This window comes from Methylobacterium sp. FF17, from assembly GCF_025813715.1.
Taxonomy (GTDB): Bacteria; Pseudomonadota; Alphaproteobacteria; order Rhizobiales; family Beijerinckiaceae; genus Methylobacterium; species Methylobacterium flocculans.
In genome coordinates, this window is record NZ_CP107532.1 from 3,443,599 (window position 1) to 3,462,509 (window position 18,911).

The window sequence follows — 18,911 nt, forward strand, 5'->3', positions numbered from 1 at the left end:
TGTTTCGGATCTTTGGGTGCACCAGTTTTGGGGGATGCAGTCCCGCCGCGCCTACCCATCCGATGTCAGCGATGAATAATAGGGGTTGGTCGCCCCTTACCTGACGCTGCTGCCTGAAGCGGCCGGCCAGCGTGAACACAGCCTGCGGGAGGTGTTCAATGGATTGCGCTACGTGGTGCGATACGGCGTGGCTTGGCGCGCGATGCCCCATGACTTGCCATCCTGGCACGCCGTGTACGATCAGGCGCAACGCTGGCTGGGGGCCGACTGCTTCGAGAACCTAGTCCACGACCTCCGCGCCGTGTTGCGCCTCGCCTCGGGTCGGGCCGAGGAGCCCTCGGACGTGGTGCTCGACAGCCGCACCCTGCGCTCGACGCCTGAAAGCGGCGCTCGCGAGGCCTGGGATGGACACAAGCGCAACCGCGGCTCGAAGCTGCACGTGGCGGTCGATACGCTTGGACAAGTGCTGGCGCTGCACGTCACACCGACCAACACCGACGATCGGGCTGCCGTGGCCGCGCTGGCTGATGCCGTGCAGGAGGCGACCGGCGACAGCGTAGATCTCGCCTATGTCGATCAAGGCTACACGGGCGAGCGTGCAGCAAAGGCGGCGGCAGATCACGGCATTGCCCTGGAGGTCGTGAAACTGCCCGAGGCCAAGCGCGGCTTCGTTCTGTTGCCGCGACGGTGGGTGGTCGAGTGCGCCTTCGCCTGGATGGCGCGCTTCCGCCGCCACGCTCGTGACTATGAACGCCTGCCCACCACCCTGGCAGGACTTCACCTGGCCGCCGTCAGTGTACTGCTACTCCGCAGGGCGGCCGACCTCGCAGAAGCCCCTAACAGCCTCTAGTTGGATATTGGAGAAAAGCTTGACGTAAATCCCGATAGTCGCACAAACCAGTCTGTCCTAATACCCCAAGATGTCAAAATCAGTAAATACTAATCAATACTCGTCGTCGATAGGTATCTTACGGCAATTCTAGATACATCAGATGTACCATTCGCCGTATATGCTGCAGCAGTACGATTAAATATAGACAATTAGCCCAGCATTGTTATCTGCCATTTATTTTACGCCCGAGAGTTGCATCGCATACAGCGCAAGGTGACAGCATGGGTTTGTAAATAATATTCATTTCCCTCTTTGACACGTATCGCAATTTGATTATTCTAGAGCACGAGTGACACACAGATCCGGCTGGGATTGAAGTCAATAGGTTATCGTCACTTCTTGTCAGACATGAGCTGCCGGGCAATCATTGGTGGTGTCCGGGCTCACACTGGACCAATAGATCATTCTGAAACGATCGGTCGGAAGTGAGCTGGCAGCAGATGAAGCGGCAGCTCCGAACTTGGTGGCGGAGCTTCGCATGATCACGCGATTGTTGGTCCTGATAGGCCTTGCCCTTCTTCTGCCCCCAGTGCAGGCCCCCGCGAGTGGAGCGACGCTCCCGGAACGCGACCCCTCTTATGGCGGAAGCGAGGTCACCGGCCTCTACCGCCTCTTGGCCCGGCTGAACGGCGAGCCGCTGCCGCTCGCCGACCCGGACCCGTATCCTCGCGCCGGTGACATGCTGACGACTGGGGGGGGCGCAGCGCCGCCTTACGTGGCCGGCAAGCCGGTGGTCTGCTTTCCGCTCGGGGTCACGCGGCTCGACGGGACTTTCAGGCGCAAGGCGCCGGCACTCTTTAAGTCCGTCGAACGAGCTCTTGGCGCGCTCGCCTCCGAGTTGCAGCGGGCGCGCGCCGCCAGCACCTCCGGGCGAGCATCGCCCACGATCACGCTGCGCCTGATCGGCTATTCCGACCCGACCACCAATCCGCCGCAGGCCAGCCTGCCGGGGCGGGACGGTACCAATTTCGAGACGTCGCTGGAGCGCGCCGAGGCCGTCCGCGAGGCGCTGCGTCGACGGCTCGGCCCCGGCTTCACGTTCGAGGTAGAGGGACGGGGACATTACCGCCCCCGCCCGACCGATCCCGCCGATGGCGAGGGCACGCTCGAGCACGACCGGAACGACGACAGTTGCGCGACCTTCGAGTCGGGGCCGGCCGGCGCAGCCGCCATCCAGGCGACCACGCCGGCGCCCCCGGAGGGGCCCGGCTCGCTGCGATACGTCGCGTCGCAGCGGCGCGTTGAGTTCGAGATCGTCACGCCTGTCCTGACCCATGTCGGCCACCGGCTGACTAAGGTGCCGGAGGCCGACGACGCCTCCAACGACGTCCGTCTGCGGCTGTTCCCGGGCAGAACGATGCCGGCGCGGCTGTTCGCGCACGAGATCTCCTGGTTGCCCTTTGGGCCGCGCCTACCGGGCCGAGACCATCCCTGCGCGCCGTGGCCGGGCACCGGGTCGCTCAAGCTGCTGCGCTCGCCCTCGTCTGGCTGGGTCCGTCAATTAGGGGCCGACAACAGGGAGCTCCCGACCAGCCGGCTCGACGGGCGCGACACGCTCGCGCTGCGGCTCGACGTCGACGAGGTCTGGAAGCGCGAGGGGGCGCGGACACTCAAGGCGTGGCGCGTGTCGGTGGCGTTGGCGGCCCTGCCCGACTTCAATCACGACCCGGACACGCAGCCGGACCTGAACCCCAAACTGCCTCCGGAACGGCGGCCGTATTCCTATGACCGGGGGATCGGCATGCCGACCTACTGGGCCGTACACCAGCGCTTCGAGGCTCTCGTCATCAAGGCGGCTACCGATCCGCCGGAGGGTGCCGCGGCCAATCCGGTGAAAGCGTGCCTCGACGCGCTCGGGATCATGCCGGCAGACGCCGACAAGCGGGCCGCCTGGCTGCGCGCGCTGCGCGACGCCGTCCTCGCGCAGCTGCCGAAGGACATAGACGGGATCCTGCTGCACGTTCACCGGCTCGACCGCCGCTTCCGCTTCTACGACCTCGCGCCCGGCATGGTGCTGCGGCCGCGGCCGACGGATTACGATCTGCTGGCGCTCTGGACGCGGCCCGCCGACCCGACGCCGATCCTGCTCAGGTCCGACCCCGTCGACCCGTGCGCACGCGTCCCGGTTCCGCGAACGACGGCGGGCGGGTCGATCGATCCGAGGCGGGTTGTGACCGGCGACCCCTTCGCAACACTGTTCACCGGCCTTTCCTTCGGCGCGGTCTGCACCGGCACGCCCTATCCCGGCGACTCCCTGTCTACCCCCGAATGCCGAGTGGATGGGGCGAGCGGTACCGGCGACGAGAATTGCACCAAGCAATATCGTCCGCTCACCAGCCCGGGCGACATCGGGCAGTACGTGGCGGGCACGCACGTTCGGGTTTTCGCGCCGCTCGGGGACGGGGAGCCCAAGAGCTACGACGCGAAAGCACCACGCGTCGTCACGTGCCCGCGCAGCGGAAGCAAGCTGTGCGATACCAAAGCCTGGATATTCGGCCTCGACGCATCCAACAATCCAAATGCGAACCACGTCACGATCCTGGCGCGAACGCCTTGGGGTGCACCCCTCGATGACTGGCGCTCGGCTCGGAACGACGCTCTTCCGAAGCCTAAGGCACTCCTCCCCTGCGTCGGTCCCGTCGAGTGCGGCTACCTGGGCGGCGGGCTGTCGCTGTCTCCGGCGATCAAGGTGAAGCTGAACGGCCGCGACGAGTTGGCGAGCCTTGGCTCCGGGGTCGCCCACCTGCTGCCGACCGAAGACAGTGCGGCCTGCTTCGAGCGGCTTTTACCCGCCGCGCGTGGTTGGCCGCGTGGTGCGCAACTGGCTATGCCGCTGGACGTCGAGCTTGCAGGGCCGGGCGGAGCTCCGCTCGTTTTGGCGTCCGAGCTCGTCGCGGATCGCCGCGACTGCAGGCTGCTCGGCCTCATCCTCACGCACGGGAGCCGTCTGAGATGGTCACGCTGACACGCCTGCCCGGCACCAAATGCTTCTCGAAAGTCTCCGGAGAGGCGCGCGTTATAGTCCGCCCGCGCGGCGAGGTGCCGGGCGACGACTTCATTCCGACGCAGGACACTATCCGGGAGGCCATCGTGGCGTTCCCGCATCGGCTGGCAGACGCAGCCGAAGTCTGTACTTGGCTCGAAAATGAGGCCGAGGCTCAGCGTCAAGCGGCACCGGACGCGCCGACTCGACGGGTGGTATTCCTCGATCGGTTGATGAACGTCGTCGCGGTGATCGTCGGGAGCCGCCGGGGCGAGATCCCGGCTGTCCTGAACGACGGCGGCCAGTCCCGCGCCAACGGCGTCGATCTCGGCGATCAGTTCGGGTTGCTCCTGTCGGAAGCCGAGTTGCGCTTCGACGGGACATCGCTTTCCGTCGAGCCGTCCGAGTCGCCGCACCGCCTGGTTCGCTGGCGGCAGGCCCCGTCGAGCGCCGATCACCTGGCCACCGACGCCGTCACGCTGGCGCTCGACGGAGACATGCTCGGGCTCGTGATGGCGCGCGGTCGCGCTGGGCCGCACGAGAACGGCAAGGTCACGTCCGATCTCACGACCTATCACGATTTAGGCCTCGTCAGCAGCTTCGTCGAGCTGATCAAGACATCCGGTCCATTCGGCGACACCTTGAAGTACCGCGCGACACGTGCTGCGCTGCTGCATGCGGGCGACGGATTTGACACGGTGGCGTCCTTCGCGGCCTCCTTCGACCCGCACGAGCTCTACGACGGGGAGCGCTCATTCTTGCGGCTGCTGCCGGAGAAAGGAGGCGACGCCCTGACCTTGTCGCTGCCCGCCACGCCCGGACAGCCGGTCCGCGTCAGGCCCAGCGGCGGAGACTGGGAGCGCGGGAATGCGCCCCGGTTCGTGTTCACCAATCAGATCGGTGATGGGAAAAGCCTGGAGGATCAGCGCGAAGACCTGCTGACGCTCGTCGGCGAATACCTCGTCGAACCGCTGGCCGTCTCTTCGGGCGGTATTGGGGCGGCGCTGGACGTCTCCGATCTCGGCCTCGTGCCGGGTTTCGCGGCCAGCGAGGCGATGCAGCCGATGGTCGAGGCCGGTGGGCTCAGGACGCAGGCGGCGAAGCCTCTCACCGTCAGCTTCGTGCTCGGACCGGCCTTCGACTCGACGGAGAAGACCGTCGACGGACCGCCTGTGATCGAGGAGGAGTACGCCCTCGCGCTCACGGCCGGAAACAAACCGCACCGCGACCGCACGTCGTGGATGAAGCTGCATCGCGGGGGCGAGATGGACCTGCTTGCCGAGCCGCCGAGCGGGCGCACGCTCGACGCCGTGGCGAGCGCTGGCGCGACCGTCCTCAACCATGCGCCGCTGCTCCGCCAGGTCGGGACAGGGGGGACGGACAAACATGCCGGCTTCCTGCCGGTTCTGCCGCCACGCGGCGTCCTCGCCGACGACCTCGACCTCGCGAAGGCTTTCGACCGCGGCCTACTGGCGCGCGAGCGTCGGCGCGTCTCGCAGGCACCCCGCGGCGCGAAGCGGGGTCAGGTACCGATGGTGGCGGGCGCAGCGTCGCCCGTGACGACGCCCCTCGGCTTCGAGGTCGAGACGAACGCGGACGGATCGCCGACCCGCCTTGTCTTCGCCCGAGTCAAGCTTGAGACCGGGGAGGCCGTCTTTGCGCTTCGAGGCAAGGCCGGAGCGCCGATCCCGTCACCGATCCTCGACGCGCTGGTCCGCAACAAGCTGTTCCTGGTCGCAAACCGCATGCCGAGCGCGGTGGAGGTGCCGGGTCTCGACTTCGAGAGTAGCATCAACATCGGCGGCTACTCCTTCGACGTGCGGCTGGACGCGCCGGACTCGATGGTGCCGATTGGTGAGACGTCGCCGCGCTTCGACACCTTCGTAATCGTCAAAAATGTCGCCGACCGATCGATCGCCGAGCTGGTGGGTGACCCCTCGTCATGGTCGGGGCGCGGGCTGTTCCTGACCAACCCGCGTGCGAACACGAAGGCCGGCGCCGATCCGAAGCAGGCCGTTGGGGAGGTCCAGAAGGCGCTCGACGCCTTCATCGCGCGCGCCCGCGCGATCTCGGAGGGCAAGATCCCGACTGGAGGGGACGAACCCACGCCTGCCGACCCCGCGCGGTACGGGCGGCTGTACAACGCTATCCTGAACGACGCGTCTTGGCAGGGCGTCCTCGTGGTCGGCGCGAGCTTCGACCTGGCAGGCTTACCCGTGCAACTGAAGGGGCTGCTCGGCGGCATCGATCTAGAGAGGCTAAAGGCGGAGTACATCGCGGTCCCGCTGAAGCCGCTGCCGAGCGGCGGGGTGCCGCAATCGCGACTCCAGGGCCTCGTCGACTACCGGGGCCCGCCGAAAGCTAAGCCCGATGTCAGTCCGGAGGAGGGTCAGAAGGACGACGAGGAGGGCCCTTACGGCTTCGACGTGCCCCGGCTCGTCGTAGAGTTCGCCCGCGGCGAGGTGTTGGGCTTCGAGGCCAGGGTGCGCCTCGTCGCGACCAAGCTGTTCCGCGCGGTTGGCAACATCCAGCAGAAGAAGAACGGAGGCTGGGAAAGCGCCACGACCATCGAGCTCGACGGCCGCTACGAGAAGCGGCGCGAGGGCGACACGGTGCTGGAGAGCTACGTCTTCGAGACCTCCGGCTCCTATCGCTACGTCAGCGGCACGGATCCGGAGGGAGACCCGGCTGCCATCATCCGGCGCGCGACGCTCGACCGCGTCGCCTACGAGACCCTGTCGGCCGAGTCCAAGGACGGCAAGTCAAAGGTGGGAGCCGCGTTCCGGATCAACGGCGACATCGAGTTCGGGAACGTGAAGATCCCCGGGCTGTCGGACCTGTTCAACATCGAGAAGGTCGCGTTCTCCGACCTGCGCATCTCGTGCGACTTCCTGCTCGATCTCGTCAAAGGCGTCATCGACGGCGTCAAGAAGATGTCGTTCCGGGTCGGCGCGCTCGGCTTCGACTTTCCCAACGCGAGCGTCCGCAAGGACGGCGGAGGCCTGTGGTCGGCCTTCCCGCTGAAATTCCGGAAATTCTGGATGTTCGACGGGCCGGTCAACCTGCCGTCGCTCGGCTATGTCAGCTTCGCCGAATTCGACGCCGCGCTCGCATTTCGGTTCGGCTTCGACTTTGATCTCGACCTCGGCACTCTCGGCGGCCTGTCGTCCTTCAAGGGCCTGCGGCTCGGCCTCCTGTTCGCCTTCGTGGACGGCGGGTCGTCGGCCGGCAACGTCACGTTCGGCTTCCGCTTTCCCGAAGGCGACGGCTCGCTCGATATCGGCCTGCAGGGCTTCCTGAAGCTCAAAGCGAAGAACTACGGCATACTCAATACCGCCTATTCTAACGGCAAGAAAGCAAAGGCGATTTACAGCGTCGGCACCCAGCTGGAGGTGCTCGGCCAGGACTTTCCGGCCGATCCGGGCATCACCTTCGCGGTGCTGGCCGCCCCTGAGCTGATCAAGAAAAACGGTCTCGGTTCCATCGGCTGGCTGGCTGCGCGCAAGTTCGCTTCCGACACGGGCAGGATTGGCAATGTCATCGACCTCGAACTGATTGCGCTCGGTCAGCGCGTCGACCCCATGAAGGGCGTCGAAGTCAGGACGACGAAGGACTTCGTTGCCCAGCTCGGCAATCTTTTCGCGGATGACCTCGGCAGCGAAGAAGCCGACCCCAAAAAGATCGCCGAGAAAATCATCAAGGCGATCGAGACCAGCATCGGGTTCGCGCCCGACCGCAATTGGTCGCTCGGCTTTAGCGCCTGGATCGCCGACCGGGTGCAGATCGGCCTGGCGGTGCGCGACGCCGACATATACGGCCTGCGTGTCGACCTCCGCAAGTCGCGCAGCAGTCCCGATCCGCTCTTCGCGGTCGACGTGCTCTACCGCAAGCTATCGGAGCGTCTCGGCGTCTACTCGATCGAAATCGTGCCGCCGGAGCAGTTGCGCCAGATCGATTTCGGCTGGGTGGTCGTTGACCTGCCGGCGATCGGCATCGAGATCTTCACCGACGGCGGCTTCACGATCGATCTCGGCTATCCACACAACATGGACTATGCGCGCGCCTTCAGCGTGCAGGTCCTGCCCTTCATCGGCTCCGGCGGGCTCTACTACCGCCAGGTCTCGGGGCCGGGCGCGAACTTCATTCCGCACCCCAGGTTCAAGAAGGGCGGCGTGCTGCAGCCGCGGGACGAGACGGTCCTGTCCTACCAAGTGGTGGAGGCCGGCATCGCGTTCCGGGTCGGGCTCGGCAAGGAGATCGACAAGGGCATCTTTAGGGCCGGGCTATCGCTCACCGTATTCGCCACGCTTGAGGGCGGCTTCGGTTACCTGAAGAAGAGCGACGCCTTCGCGCAGAACGGTTTCGAGACTGGGGCGGCCACGACCTTCATCGCCGTTGGGGGCACCGTGGGCGTGATGGGCGAGGTCTACGGCTACGTCGATTTCGGTATCGTCAAGGCCGGCGTCGCGATCAGGCTGTGGGTCGCGCTCAGTCTCGACTTCAAAACCGACCACCGCACACGGCTCTTCATGCAGGTCGGCGTCAGCGTCGCGGTCGAGGTGGAGATCGCGAGCTTCAAGATCTTCGGCCGGCGCATCTCGATCTCGATCTCGTTCAGCTTCGACACGACGGTGGAATACTCTACCTATCTTGGCAGTGACCGCAACGCCGAATATTACGAAGTGGGCGCGGGTGTCGGAGTCGCCTCGATCCCGCGAGCCCGGACGGCGGTCGCGGAGTACGGCCCGATTGCCGCGTTCGACTGGACACGGTCACTCGCGCCAGCCGAGTGGCGCGAGGCGGCCGCGAAGCTCGCGTTCGCGCTTCGCTTCTCGCCCGACGTGACTCTCGCCAACCATGCGAACCAGATGCGGCCCGAGGCCGTCATGATCCTGACCTCGGAGGTGCCGGACAAGACGCCGACCGACATTGACGGAGTACCGGCGATGCTGGCCGCCTGGGCATTCAGGGCCGCTTACGAACCGGGCTCGATTCGGGACAAGACCGTTAGCCTCGACGAGCTCGACGCGCTGGCGCGCGCGGTCGCCGAGGGTCCGCCGCCGATACCGGGCGCTCCGGCGCCGACCGCACCGCCCGCCCGCCTCGCCCATCTCCCGGACGTGAGCGCGATCCTGTCGCTTTTCGCCGACAACATCGCGGCCACGTTCGAGGAGCACCTGGTCCACGACGACCCACCGCCGCCACCGGTGCCGGCGGTATTCTGGCCGATACCGCCCCGGACGCGGATCCGCCGCCACGGGTTCGCGGACGACGCCATCTTCGACGACGTCACGCCGTCCGAAAAGCGTGTGGTCGATGACCACTACCGCGACACGGTCGACCTCGCGTTCCGCGAGCAGATGGCGGTCCTCAACCGGGAGGATGGGCCGGGGACGGTTAGGACCCAGGCCGCGCCGCCGCCGATCTCGATCGCGGACGCGGCCTTCACCGAATACGCGATCCTGCTAATGCGCGCCGCGCTGGTACGGCTCGCGAGCCTCGCACACGAGTCGATCCTAGCGGACAAGGACCGCCCCGATCGCGTCCGGCTCGGTCCTCTGCTCGACCGGCTGACCGCCTCGCCGGGCGGGACCGGCATGCCGGACGTCCCTGGCCCGGCGCGCGACATTCTGCGGTCGGCATCGCGGATCTTCATGCACGCACCGCGCCTGCCGTTCCCGGAGCTGGCGAAGGGCGACCTGTCGCTCGTGCCGCCCGACGCGATGGACCCGACTGCGCATCACAGCCTGTTCCGCCTCGGCTGGCTGCAGGTCCCGCTGGGCGCCGCAGCGAATACGGGGGGCGCCGGAGCGGACACGAGGAGGATCGAGGTCGAGATCGATCCCGGCTTCGGCGCGAAAGCCACGCTGAGCGTCGACGACGTCATCGGGGCGAACCTCGACACCTTCGCGGCGCTCGGCACGACCAAGCCGGCGCTCGGCGGTGCCTGGCACCCGTCGCAACTCGTCCGCACCGAGCGCCGACGCTTCCACGCCGGCCTTTCGCATCCGCGCAACGACGGCGGCCGGCTGGTGATGCTCGACCCGCTACTCCTGAGCCAGCTGGCCGAGCGCGCCCTCGCGGACGCTAGCCTCAAGCTGTTCCTGCGGAAGCTCCCGGACAGCGACAAGGAGCTGCCCGCGCTTCCGGCCGATATCGAGCACGACAAGGACACGTTGAAGGCAAAGCCCGCGATCGCGGTCCGCATCCGCCTCGCGTCGCGCCGCGCCGAAGGCGGCACGAGTGATCTCGACGTGTTCGAAATCCTCGGCATGAGCGAGGCGAACCGTGTGCGGCTCGACCGCTACGAGGACGGGCAGAACCCCGGCGAGATCGTCGGCATCGCGTTCTACAGGCTTGGCGACACGCTGCTGAACGACGTCGGGGCGCCACCCGACGCCACGGTCGTCCAGGTCGACGTCTCGGCCGAGCCGAAGCCGGATGCCGACGGCGCCAAGGTGCAGCCGGCGCCGGTCCAGGCGACCTACGTCGCGAGGCTGGACGAGATCGGCGCCTTCGTTGACATCGTCCGGCGTACCGGCATGGTCAATCGTGGCGGCACCGTCTTGGGCTGGGATGGCGGTAAGGGAACGTTCGGCGCCGGCTCGACCGTCGAGGCCTTGATGGTGCTGACCCTGCGGGCTGATGCCGTCGGCCAAGCCAACGCGATGCTGATCGCGCCGGCGGACGCGGCCGGGGCAGATCGGCTTGAGGCCGTCCTCGCCGGCGACGCGGGCACGGATGCGGTCGCGAGCGTCGGCGAGCCGGTCGCGCAGGCCGGCACCATGCCGGCTATGGTCGTGCGCAAGCCGCTGCCGCCGCCGGAGGGCGCGGATGCCGGCGCCTGGAAAGCGCTAATAGACCGGTTCTCGATGCTGGCGGTCGGTATCTCGGGCCAGGACGGCACTGTTCTGGTAGAGGCCGCGAAAGCGCTCTCGGTCGGCCCGACGAAGGACGCCACGACGGGCGCACTTATGTTCTCCTTGCCGATCCCCGTCGCCAAGCTGTTCCGCGACGCCTCGCCGTATCGTCGGGTGGGCCAGACGCTGATGCTGCGCGGCCTGTGGCGCGACGTCTACGGCAATGAATGGCCGGTCCCGGCCTTCGTAAAGCCCGACGCGCGAGTCCAATATGTCGATCGGCTGACCCCGTTCACCGACCTGCCCGGGCTCGGCATCGGCTGGTGGCCGACCGCGACGCCTGGCATCCTTCAGGTCAAGCTCCAGATCGAAAGGCGCTGGCCCGACAGCCTCGTCCCGTCACCGCCTCCGACTCAGTCCCAACCCGATGACAAGCTGACCGCGGCCGCCCAGGCCGAGCTCGCGGGCCGTCTCGAACGGACACGCGCCGTCTATGCCTGCGCGGCCGAGCAGATCGCTGATCCTCTCGCGGATGCGACCCTGACGGCGAGCTGGAGCGAGGCGACGGTGGCGCCGGATCTAGGGACTGCGCTCCAGACCTTCATTAAGCTTGCAGCTGATGCCCTCGGAAAGCTGGTAGAGCTCGATCTCACGCGATCGGCGACGGCGATCCGCGATGACATTAAGAACGCTATTGCCGGGCTGTCTCGGTCCGTGTCTGCGACGGCACCCATTCCAACTATCGGAGAGTCGAACGCGGACTTCTTCGAGCTGGCGCTCACCCTCAAGGTTGCCCGGCGGGAGACGAATGACGCAGGCGACCAGATCTTCTTCAGCACCGACGCGACGTCGGACATGAAGTCGTTCTCCATGCCGGTCCGGCTGCGACTGCGCGAGCTGGACTCGATCCCGCCGGACGACCCGTTCGGCGGCACGCTGGTCGAACTGCAGCAGGCAGTGTGGAGCGGCTTCGCGCCGCACCACCTCGTCGGCACGGGCCTGTCGGCCCAGCCGGGGATCGGCGACCGCGCGGCCTGGCTGATCCGCCGCGAGGTCCTGCCGCCACCCGACCATCTCAAAAGGGGGGCGCGGCACGATTTCGCGCTGCCGCCCGTGTCGACGCACCTTCATACGGTGGAATTTACGGAGAAGACTGGTCTCTTGCCGACCTTCGGCGGGATGCCGCGCTCGGCCACCTTCCGGGCCGTCGATGCGGATGTCGAGGCGGCGCGGGCACTCGCCGCCTATGAGCAGATCCTGAAGCCCGAGATCGTTGATCGACTGATGCGATCATCGGTAGGCAGGGCGGCCCTGCAAGAAATCGTTACAGCCAAGGCCGGTTTCTCCGAGGACGTGACTGAAGAAGAGAGCGAGAAATTGGGCATCGCGCAGCTTCTCGCGACGCGGGCCGCACCCGTCTTCGTCGGCAGCGCGCCCGCTCCGCAAAGCCTAGCACTCACCCATCGGGTGCTGACCGATCTGGTGCGGGGCGTGCTGACCCGCGCCGACACGATCGACACGATCGTGGTCCTGGGTGACCCTGATCCGACGACCCGACCCGTAGCGGGTAAGAAGCTCGAGGCCGGCCCGCAAGCCTACGGGCGCTTCGAGCCGGAGGGTGCCGCGATCGCGTCCGTGCGTCCCTTCGTGATGAGCGTCGGCACGCAGAGGGTCCGACGCGACCTCGCGATGGCGGTGGACGTGCCGCCGGACTTTGCCGAAGCTTTCATCCAGGTCGTGGGTCGCTATCGCGTCACGCACGTGCAGCGCCTGGACCGGCCAGACAACGTGGAGGCGGGGCGGCCCGGCCGCTACCGGCCGACCGCGTGGCTCGCCCTAGTGCCCCCCCCCGTCGAGAAGAAGCAACCGGGATTGTCGCATGCCCCTATTCCCGCCTGGCTCCCGGAATACGAGATCGAGCTGAAAGACGTCCCCGTGTTGCGCCGCCGCTATCCGGTCGTGCCGGCCCTCCTGCGCGAGACCGCGACGGAAACGTCCTGGCCGCCGGCGATGCCGATCGACGCCAGCCTTCGCGACTGGTCATCGTCCCGGACCTGGAAGGCGGAGGCCATTGGCCCCGACCGTATGGACCTCGGGCTGCGCTACAATCCCAGCCCTGCTCGAAACGACGTGGTCTCGTCGGCGGCGAGCGCCACGGAGTTCGCCTGGGCGACCGCCTTCCTACGCTTCGCCGAGACGGTCGGCCCAGCGCTGGAGACGGCGCGCAAGACCGGGCCATCCGCCGCCGACGTCGAGCTTGCGGCATTCCTGCGCGACGCCTGCCAGTCGCTCTGGGTCACCCTGCGGACGCCGCTCGCGACACCCGCCTCCTCGGATCCCGACATCTTCGATCGGCTCAGGCTTGAGGAAGAGCCGTCCACCGGCGGTTCTCGCCGGATCAAGCTGCGCCGAAACGCAGACCCCCGGGTTGCAGGAACCAGGCTCACGCTGGACGTTATGAAGAGCGACACCGCGGTGGCGGGCTCGTACGCAGTTGCGGACGGCGACTGGGCGAACGCGCCCAGCACGCCTGGGTCGCTGCAGATCCGGCAGCTCGGCGCGGAGGGTGCCGACATCCTCCTGCTGCGTGCCGTCCAGACGGAGCTCACGCTGAGCCGCAACGCGATGATCGGTCCGAAGACGGTCGACGAGCCCTTCGTGTACCGTGTGCCGACCGTGGTTTCGGGCGCGCCGGTCCTGCCGGTCATCGACGTCGCGGAGGCTCCGCTCGCGACCGCGCCGGCCCCTTTCGAGACGCATCTCGCACAACTGCTTGACGCCTTCATCGGGCCGGATGGTGGCCCAGCCGCGGAGGCCCTACAGGAACTAGCGCTCGATCTCGTGCTAACATTTGAGCCCGAACTCGCTCCCGGGCTCGACGTGACGGCCGACGGGCTGCACGTTGCAGGGTTGAGCCGGCTCGACCTGTCGACCAAGCGCGCGGCGTGGATTCAGCCCTTCGTGGACGCCGTCGCTGCGTGGCGAGGCACGCGGGCTCCGACGCAAGGCCTGTTCGCATTTGACGTGCGGCTCTACGAACGCGGTGAGGGCCGGAGCGAGCGGCTGATCATGCGAGTGCGGCGCATCACTCTGGGCATAACATTGATTACGTGATCATCACGAGCAAGTAATGAGAAGAGATTACCGTCCCGTGCCGGGAAAAATCGGACACGGCTGGTGCCGAAATGTCTTCGTCCGCCTGCACGGCTTGGTGATTGCCCTCCAGTATGCGTCGCGTCCAGGCGAAGAGCTGAGACGCCCCGATCCCGGCCCACCTCGTCACGAACGAGACCGACATGTTGGGCTGCATCGTCTCCTCGACCAGCCGCACCTTCTCGGCCGTGGATCAGCGACGACGACGCTGAACGAAGGTGATGACCTCCACACGACCGGGCGGAGCAAACCTCGGATCCGATGACATAATCTTGCTCCTAGAGGCTGTTATGGACCTATGACGGCTGGATTCCAGATGAAGGGACATGACCTCTTCACGCAAAGCCTACCCGTCCGACGTCTCCGATGACGAATGGGCGCTGGTCGCTTCCTATCTGACGCTGCTGCGCGAGGATGCGGGACAGCGCGAGCACAGCTTGCGCGAGGTGTTCAACGGGCTGCGCTACGTGGTGAAGACGGGCGCGCCGTGGCGCTGGATGCCCAACGACCTGCCGCCCTGGGAAGCCGTCTACCAGCAGGCGCAGCGCTGGCTGGCGGCCGGCTGCTTCGAGCAACTCGCCGACGATCTGCGGGCATTGCTGCGTCTGGCCTCCGGACGTTCGCCCGAACCGAGCGCGGCCATCCTCGACAGCCGGACCCTGCGCTCGACACCCGAGAGCGGCGAGCGGGCCGGCTACGACGGTGCCAAGCGCAAGAAGGGTTCAAAGGTCCACTTGGCCGTCGACACCCTCGGCCACCTCCTGGCCCTGCACGTCACCCCCGCCGATGCCGACGACCGCGCCCAGGTCGGGCGTCTGGCGCAAGCCGTGCAGGCTGCCACCGGCGACAGCGTCGATCTCGCCTATGTCGATCAGGGCTATACCGGTGAGAAGCCGGCCAAGGCTGCCCGCACGCACGGCATCGAACTGGAGGTCGTCAAACTGCCGGAAGCCAAGCGCGGCTTCGTCCTGCTGCCGCGCCGCTGGGTGGTGGAGCGCTCCTTCGCCTGGGCCACCCGCTTCCGTCGTCTCGTCAAAGATTACGAGCGCTATCCCAGCACGCTCGCAGATTTCCACATCGTCGCCTTCGTCTGCCTCATGCTCAAACAGGCCGCTCAACTCGCGGCCGGTTCATAACAGCCTCTAGGCGAATGCCTATGCGAGCTACGTTGCTTGCTCGGTGAAAACGGGGTGCAGTTCATCCACCCGCACTGCATCCCCCTACTTGACCTCCCACTTGCCGACTTTCCCCGTTCCTAGAAAATGAGCAACTCCGGAGTTGCCAGGTTGGGCTTCACCCGGAATAAGATTGTAGAAGAAAGCCTCAACGTTAGCGCCGCTCTCGCCGACGAGCAGTCCCGTCCCCTTTACGGCGAAGCCGGGAACCACGTTCGTACCAGATTTGTACTTACCGCTTCGAGATTTAATAATATCACCCGCCCCGCCATTGGTCCCCGACCATTTCTCAGTTCCTCCGTTAAGAAATACAGAAGCAGTCTCACTATCTGATGAGGTGAGTCGAACGGTAATATCTGCAGCATTCGCCACGGATACACCGTATAGAAGTCCTACGAGGGTAATTGCTAAGCTCGCGCATCGTACGATCATCATCGGGTCCCCCTCTGAAATTAGGAAGTCTGTGATACCTAGCGCGTATCTGACGTCACTTAAGATCGCTACAGGCACTTCAGCGACATACGAGACTCCGAACGATGCGGTCGTTGTCGGCACGCCACCAGTACCGCAATCGTGCACCGAGATAGTAGTTAAAGATTCCGCCCCGGATCAAGGAGAAGTCACCATCAGCCCGCGTTTGAGCTTGCGTGCGGGGTTTCGGGTCGACCGACTGTGCGCAGGAGGTGCTGCGAGTTGGCGCTACCCCATTCTGCTTACGAGGCTTCAACGCCCAAGACCTTACGGCGGGTTGTTCTCGTCCCCGGTCTGTCCGGTTCGCCATCAACTCACATGGCCCTCGCAATCTCATTCGCGCGGGTACCACGCTGTTGGTGGAACGCGTCCTCAGGCCGTCGCCGAGCCGAACCTAGAGGCTGTTAGGGGCTTCTGCGAGGTCGGCCGCCCTGCGGAGTAGCAGTACACTGACGGCGGCCAGGTGAGGTCCTGCCAGGGTGGTGGGCAGGCGTTCATAGTCACGAGCGTGGCGGCGGAAGCGCGCCATCCAGGCGAAGGCGCACTCGACCACCCACCGTCGCGGCAACAGAACGAAGCCGCGCTTGGCCTCGGGCAGTTTCACGACCTCCAGGGCAATGCCGTGATCTGCCGCCGCCTTTGCTGCACGCTCGCCCGTGTAGCCTTGATCGACATAGGCGAGATCTACGCTGTCGCCGGTCGCCTCCTGCACGGCATCAGCCAGCGCGGCCACGGCAGCCCGATCGTCGGTGTTGGTCGGTGTGACGTGCAGCGCCAGCACTTGTCCAAGCGTATCGACCGCCACGTGCAGCTTCGAGCCGCGGTTGCGCTTGTGTCCATCCCAGGCCTCGCGAGCGCCGCTTTCAGGCGTCGAGCGCAGGGTGCGGCTGTCGAGCACCACGTCCGAGGGCTCCTCGGCCCGACCCGAGGCGAGGCGCAACACGGCGCGGAGGTCGTGGACTAGGTTCTCGAAGCAGTCGGCCCCCAGCCAGCGTTGCGCCTGATCGTACACGGCGTGCCAGGATGGCAAGTCATGGGGCATCGCGCGCCAAGCCACGCCGTATCGCACCACGTAGCGCAATCCATTGAACACCTCCCGCAGGCTGTGTTCACGCTGGCCGGCCGCTTCAGGCAGCAGCGTCAGGTAAGGGGCGACCAACCCCTATTATTCATCGCTGACATCGGATGGGTAGGCGCGGCGGGACTGCATCCCCCAAAACTGGTGCACCCAAAGATCCGAAACAGCCTCTAAATTTTCTGATGCACAAGCGCTTGGATAATCGCCTGCGCGCGCTGTCCGGGGGCAGATCACAAACTAATGCTGCAGGGCAGACATGCAGCAAGAGACTTCTCGTGCAAGTGATTCGGTACCATGGCTGTTGCGAGTAATTACCCACGCCTGTGATGGCAGGGTTCAGGCACCGATGGTTTTGAGGACGGTGCTGAAGGGGCTGCTGCCTGTGAGGCGCGCGGTGTCGACGACGGTGCGGATGGCGGCCTCGCCCTCGGCCGCCCACATGACGCGATAGCCGTTGGTCACCTTCCGCTGCACGACAGCCGGACGAAGCAGCCGCTCGGAGCCGTTGTTGGTCGGCTCGACCTTTCCGGGATAGGCGAGGAAGACCAGGAGCTGCTCGCGGGCGCGGCTGATCTTGGCCTGCAGCTCGCGGGTCAGGTCACAGCGGCTCGGCGTGGTCAGGATGGCACCGAGTTGCCGATCCAGGCTCCGGCGCTTGGCCGAGAGCGTCGAGGCCGCCAAGTCGGTGACGCGCTCGGCCAGGGCGAACACGCTCTGCAACCAGAGCTGCAGGCGCCAGGGGACGGGATCGTCGCTGACCTCGACAGCGTAGGCGACATCGCGCGCCAGATGCGCCAGGCAGGTCTGGTGCTCATCCGCGTGGCCTTGTTGGGCCGTGTAGCGATCCGAGATCCACACTGCGGGCCGGTGCCCGTCCATCATCTCGCGCACCCGACAGCGCCGCGCGTCGGCGAGGCCGTGTGCACCACCGCGTCGGCCGAGTGGAACAGCCAGTGGTACGCGTTCGAGCCCTCGATGCGCACGCCGGTCTCGTCGCAGGCGACGACCTCGGCCTTGCGCAGGACCGAGACGGCCGCGTCACGACCGGCACGGAACCGGCCCTGCGCGCGCCGGAGCAGGTTCATCAGCCCGCCCTGGCTGAGGGTCAGGCCGAACAGGTCGGACAGCGCCGCCTGCAGCCGTTCGTATGAGAGCGCCTGAAAGGTCTTCAGGTACGTCGCCACCGCATGCAGCCGCGGACCAAACGGGGTGCCGCGCGCTGCCTCCGGCACCGGTGCGACCACCCGATCCCCACAGCGCGGGCAACGGACCGCGAGACGCTGGTGCTGCGTCACGATCGGCGCCACCGCGGGCAGCTCGATCTGCTCGGCGACGCTGACGACCTCTGCCGGAAGAGCGGCGTGCAGGCTGGCGCCGCAGCACGCGCACGCCTCGGGACGATGCTCGACGACAGCATCGGGATCGTCGCTGACGACGCGGCTATGGCCCTCGTGACCGGGCTTGGCGCCGCCGGGCTTGGACTGCGCGCGCTGCTCCTTGCGATCGGTCGCGGGCGGTTTGGACGAGGTGCGCGACGTCTTCTCTGGCCGCTGCAGACGCAACACCAGCTCGATCAGCTCTTCGCGGCTCAGCCGTTCCAGTTCGCTGCGGCCCATCTCACGAGAGAAACAGCGAAACCCATCCCGCGCAAGGGCGTGGATAATTACTGTTGCGAGACGCCGAATGCCGTCGCGCTCGCCTGAACGATTGCCTGATGCCATAAGAGGGAAGCTGGAGGGTTTGCCATCGAGGCATCCTCAGCGACAAGCTCGACCGAACCATTGGGCATGGGACGAGGTTATCTATGGCGAGACGGGTCTTTTTCAGCTTCCATTACGCTCGGGATGTCCGACGTATCGTCCAGGTCCGCAATTCTTGGGTCGTTCGGGCGAAAGGCGAAGCGCAGCCCTTCTACGATGCCGCCGCGTTTGAGGAGGCGAAGAAGCGCGCTGGCGGCATCGAGAAGTGGATTGAGGAACAACTCAGGGGCACGTCGGTGACCGTAGTACTGTTCGGCGCGCAGACCTACGAGCGTGAGTGGGTACGGCACGAGATCAAGCGCAGCTACGAACTCGGAAAGGGACTGCTCGCTATCGACATACACAAGGTGAAGGACCCGCAGCTTGGCGCAGACGTGCAGGGCAAAAATCCTCTATCCTACTGGTCAGTCGAACAAAACGGCCAGAAGGTACCCTTTAGCAGCCTCTATAAGACATACGATTGGGTCCAAGGCGACGGCTACACCAACATGTCTTCGTGGATTGAGGCAGCAGCGACAGCGGCAAGGCGTTGAGGTGCA

The 18,911-nt window shown here is 66.1% G+C and carries 8 protein-coding genes and 1 pseudogene; 5 read left to right on the plus strand and 4 right to left on the minus strand.

Annotation, left to right across the window (positions count from 1 at the left end; all coding sequences use genetic code 11):
- The first annotated feature begins 85 nt into the window (after nucleotides 1-85).
- The 3 genes from OF380_RS16290 to OF380_RS16300 all read left to right on the plus strand — a co-directional run bounded on the left by OF380_RS16290 (nucleotide 86) and on the right by OF380_RS16300 (nucleotide 13,849).
- Entirely contained in the window at nucleotides 86-850 is a 765-nt protein-coding gene (locus OF380_RS16290; RefSeq protein WP_264045750.1) for an IS5 family transposase, read from the plus strand.
- A 520-nt stretch (nucleotides 851-1,370) separates the two neighbouring features.
- Nucleotides 1,371-3,857, plus strand: coding sequence for an OmpA family protein (locus OF380_RS16295; protein ID WP_264045751.1), 2,487 nt, complete (start codon nucleotides 1,371-1,373; stop codon nucleotides 3,855-3,857).
- Complete coding sequence (locus tag OF380_RS16300; RefSeq protein WP_264045753.1) at nucleotides 3,845-13,849, plus strand: hypothetical protein; 10,005 nt, start codon at nucleotides 3,845-3,847, stop codon at nucleotides 13,847-13,849. The genes OF380_RS16295 and OF380_RS16300 overlap by 13 nt, the downstream gene beginning before the upstream one ends.
- Here the strand turns inward: OF380_RS16300 and OF380_RS28815 are convergent.
- On the minus strand, nucleotides 13,842-14,045 hold the full coding sequence (locus OF380_RS28815; protein ID WP_404810467.1) for a hypothetical protein: 204 nt from the start codon (nucleotides 14,043-14,045) through the stop codon (nucleotides 13,842-13,844). The two genes, OF380_RS16300 and OF380_RS28815, sit on opposite strands and share 8 nt — an antisense overlap.
- A 169-nt stretch (nucleotides 14,046-14,214) precedes the next feature.
- Here OF380_RS28815 and OF380_RS16310 point away from each other — a divergent pair, with 169 nt between their 5' ends.
- Nucleotides 14,215-15,024 (plus strand): IS5 family transposase, encoded by an 810-nt coding sequence (locus OF380_RS16310; protein ID WP_264045755.1) that lies wholly within the window; start codon nucleotides 14,215-14,217, stop codon nucleotides 15,022-15,024.
- Nucleotides 15,025-15,108: 84 nt separating this feature from the next.
- On the opposite strand, the gene OF380_RS16315 is transcribed toward OF380_RS16310, so the two are convergent.
- The 3 genes and pseudogenes from OF380_RS16315 to tnpC form a co-directional block, all read right to left on the minus strand.
- Nucleotides 15,109-15,435 carry a hypothetical protein gene (locus OF380_RS16315; protein ID WP_264045757.1) on the minus strand — a complete coding sequence of 109 codons (327 nt, stop codon included), beginning with the start codon at nucleotides 15,433-15,435 and terminating at the stop codon, nucleotides 15,109-15,111.
- Between the two features lie 493 nt (nucleotides 15,436-15,928).
- On the minus strand, nucleotides 15,929-16,693 hold the full coding sequence (locus OF380_RS16320) for an IS5 family transposase (protein ID WP_264045759.1): 765 nt from the start codon (nucleotides 16,691-16,693) through the stop codon (nucleotides 15,929-15,931).
- Between the two features lie 255 nt (nucleotides 16,694-16,948).
- Nucleotides 16,949-18,228 (minus strand): annotated as a pseudogene (tnpC, locus tag OF380_RS16325) (IS66 family transposase).
- A gap of 188 nt (nucleotides 18,229-18,416) precedes the next feature.
- Here tnpC and OF380_RS16330 point away from each other — a divergent pair.
- Nucleotides 18,417-18,905 carry a TIR domain-containing protein gene (locus tag OF380_RS16330; RefSeq protein ID WP_264045761.1) on the plus strand — a complete coding sequence of 163 codons (489 nt, stop codon included), beginning with the start codon at nucleotides 18,417-18,419 and terminating at the stop codon, nucleotides 18,903-18,905.
- The last annotated feature ends 6 nt before the right edge of the window (nucleotides 18,906-18,911 follow it).

Excerpts from the sequence above, each read along its gene's own strand:
- OF380_RS28815 (WP_404810467.1), bottom strand. The coding sequence starts at position 14,045 with ATGCAGCCCAACATGTCGGTCTCGTTCGTGACGAGGTGGGCCGGGATC.
- OF380_RS16330 (WP_264045761.1), top strand. The coding sequence starts at position 18,417 with ATGGCGAGACGGGTCTTTTTCAGCTTCCATTACGCTCGGGATGTCCGA.
- OF380_RS16310 (WP_264045755.1), top strand. The coding sequence starts at position 14,215 with ATGACCTCTTCACGCAAAGCCTACCCGTCCGACGTCTCCGATGACGAA.
- OF380_RS16295 (WP_264045751.1), top strand. The coding sequence starts at position 1,371 with ATGATCACGCGATTGTTGGTCCTGATAGGCCTTGCCCTTCTTCTGCCC.
- OF380_RS16300 (WP_264045753.1), top strand. The coding sequence starts at position 3,845 with ATGGTCACGCTGACACGCCTGCCCGGCACCAAATGCTTCTCGAAAGTC.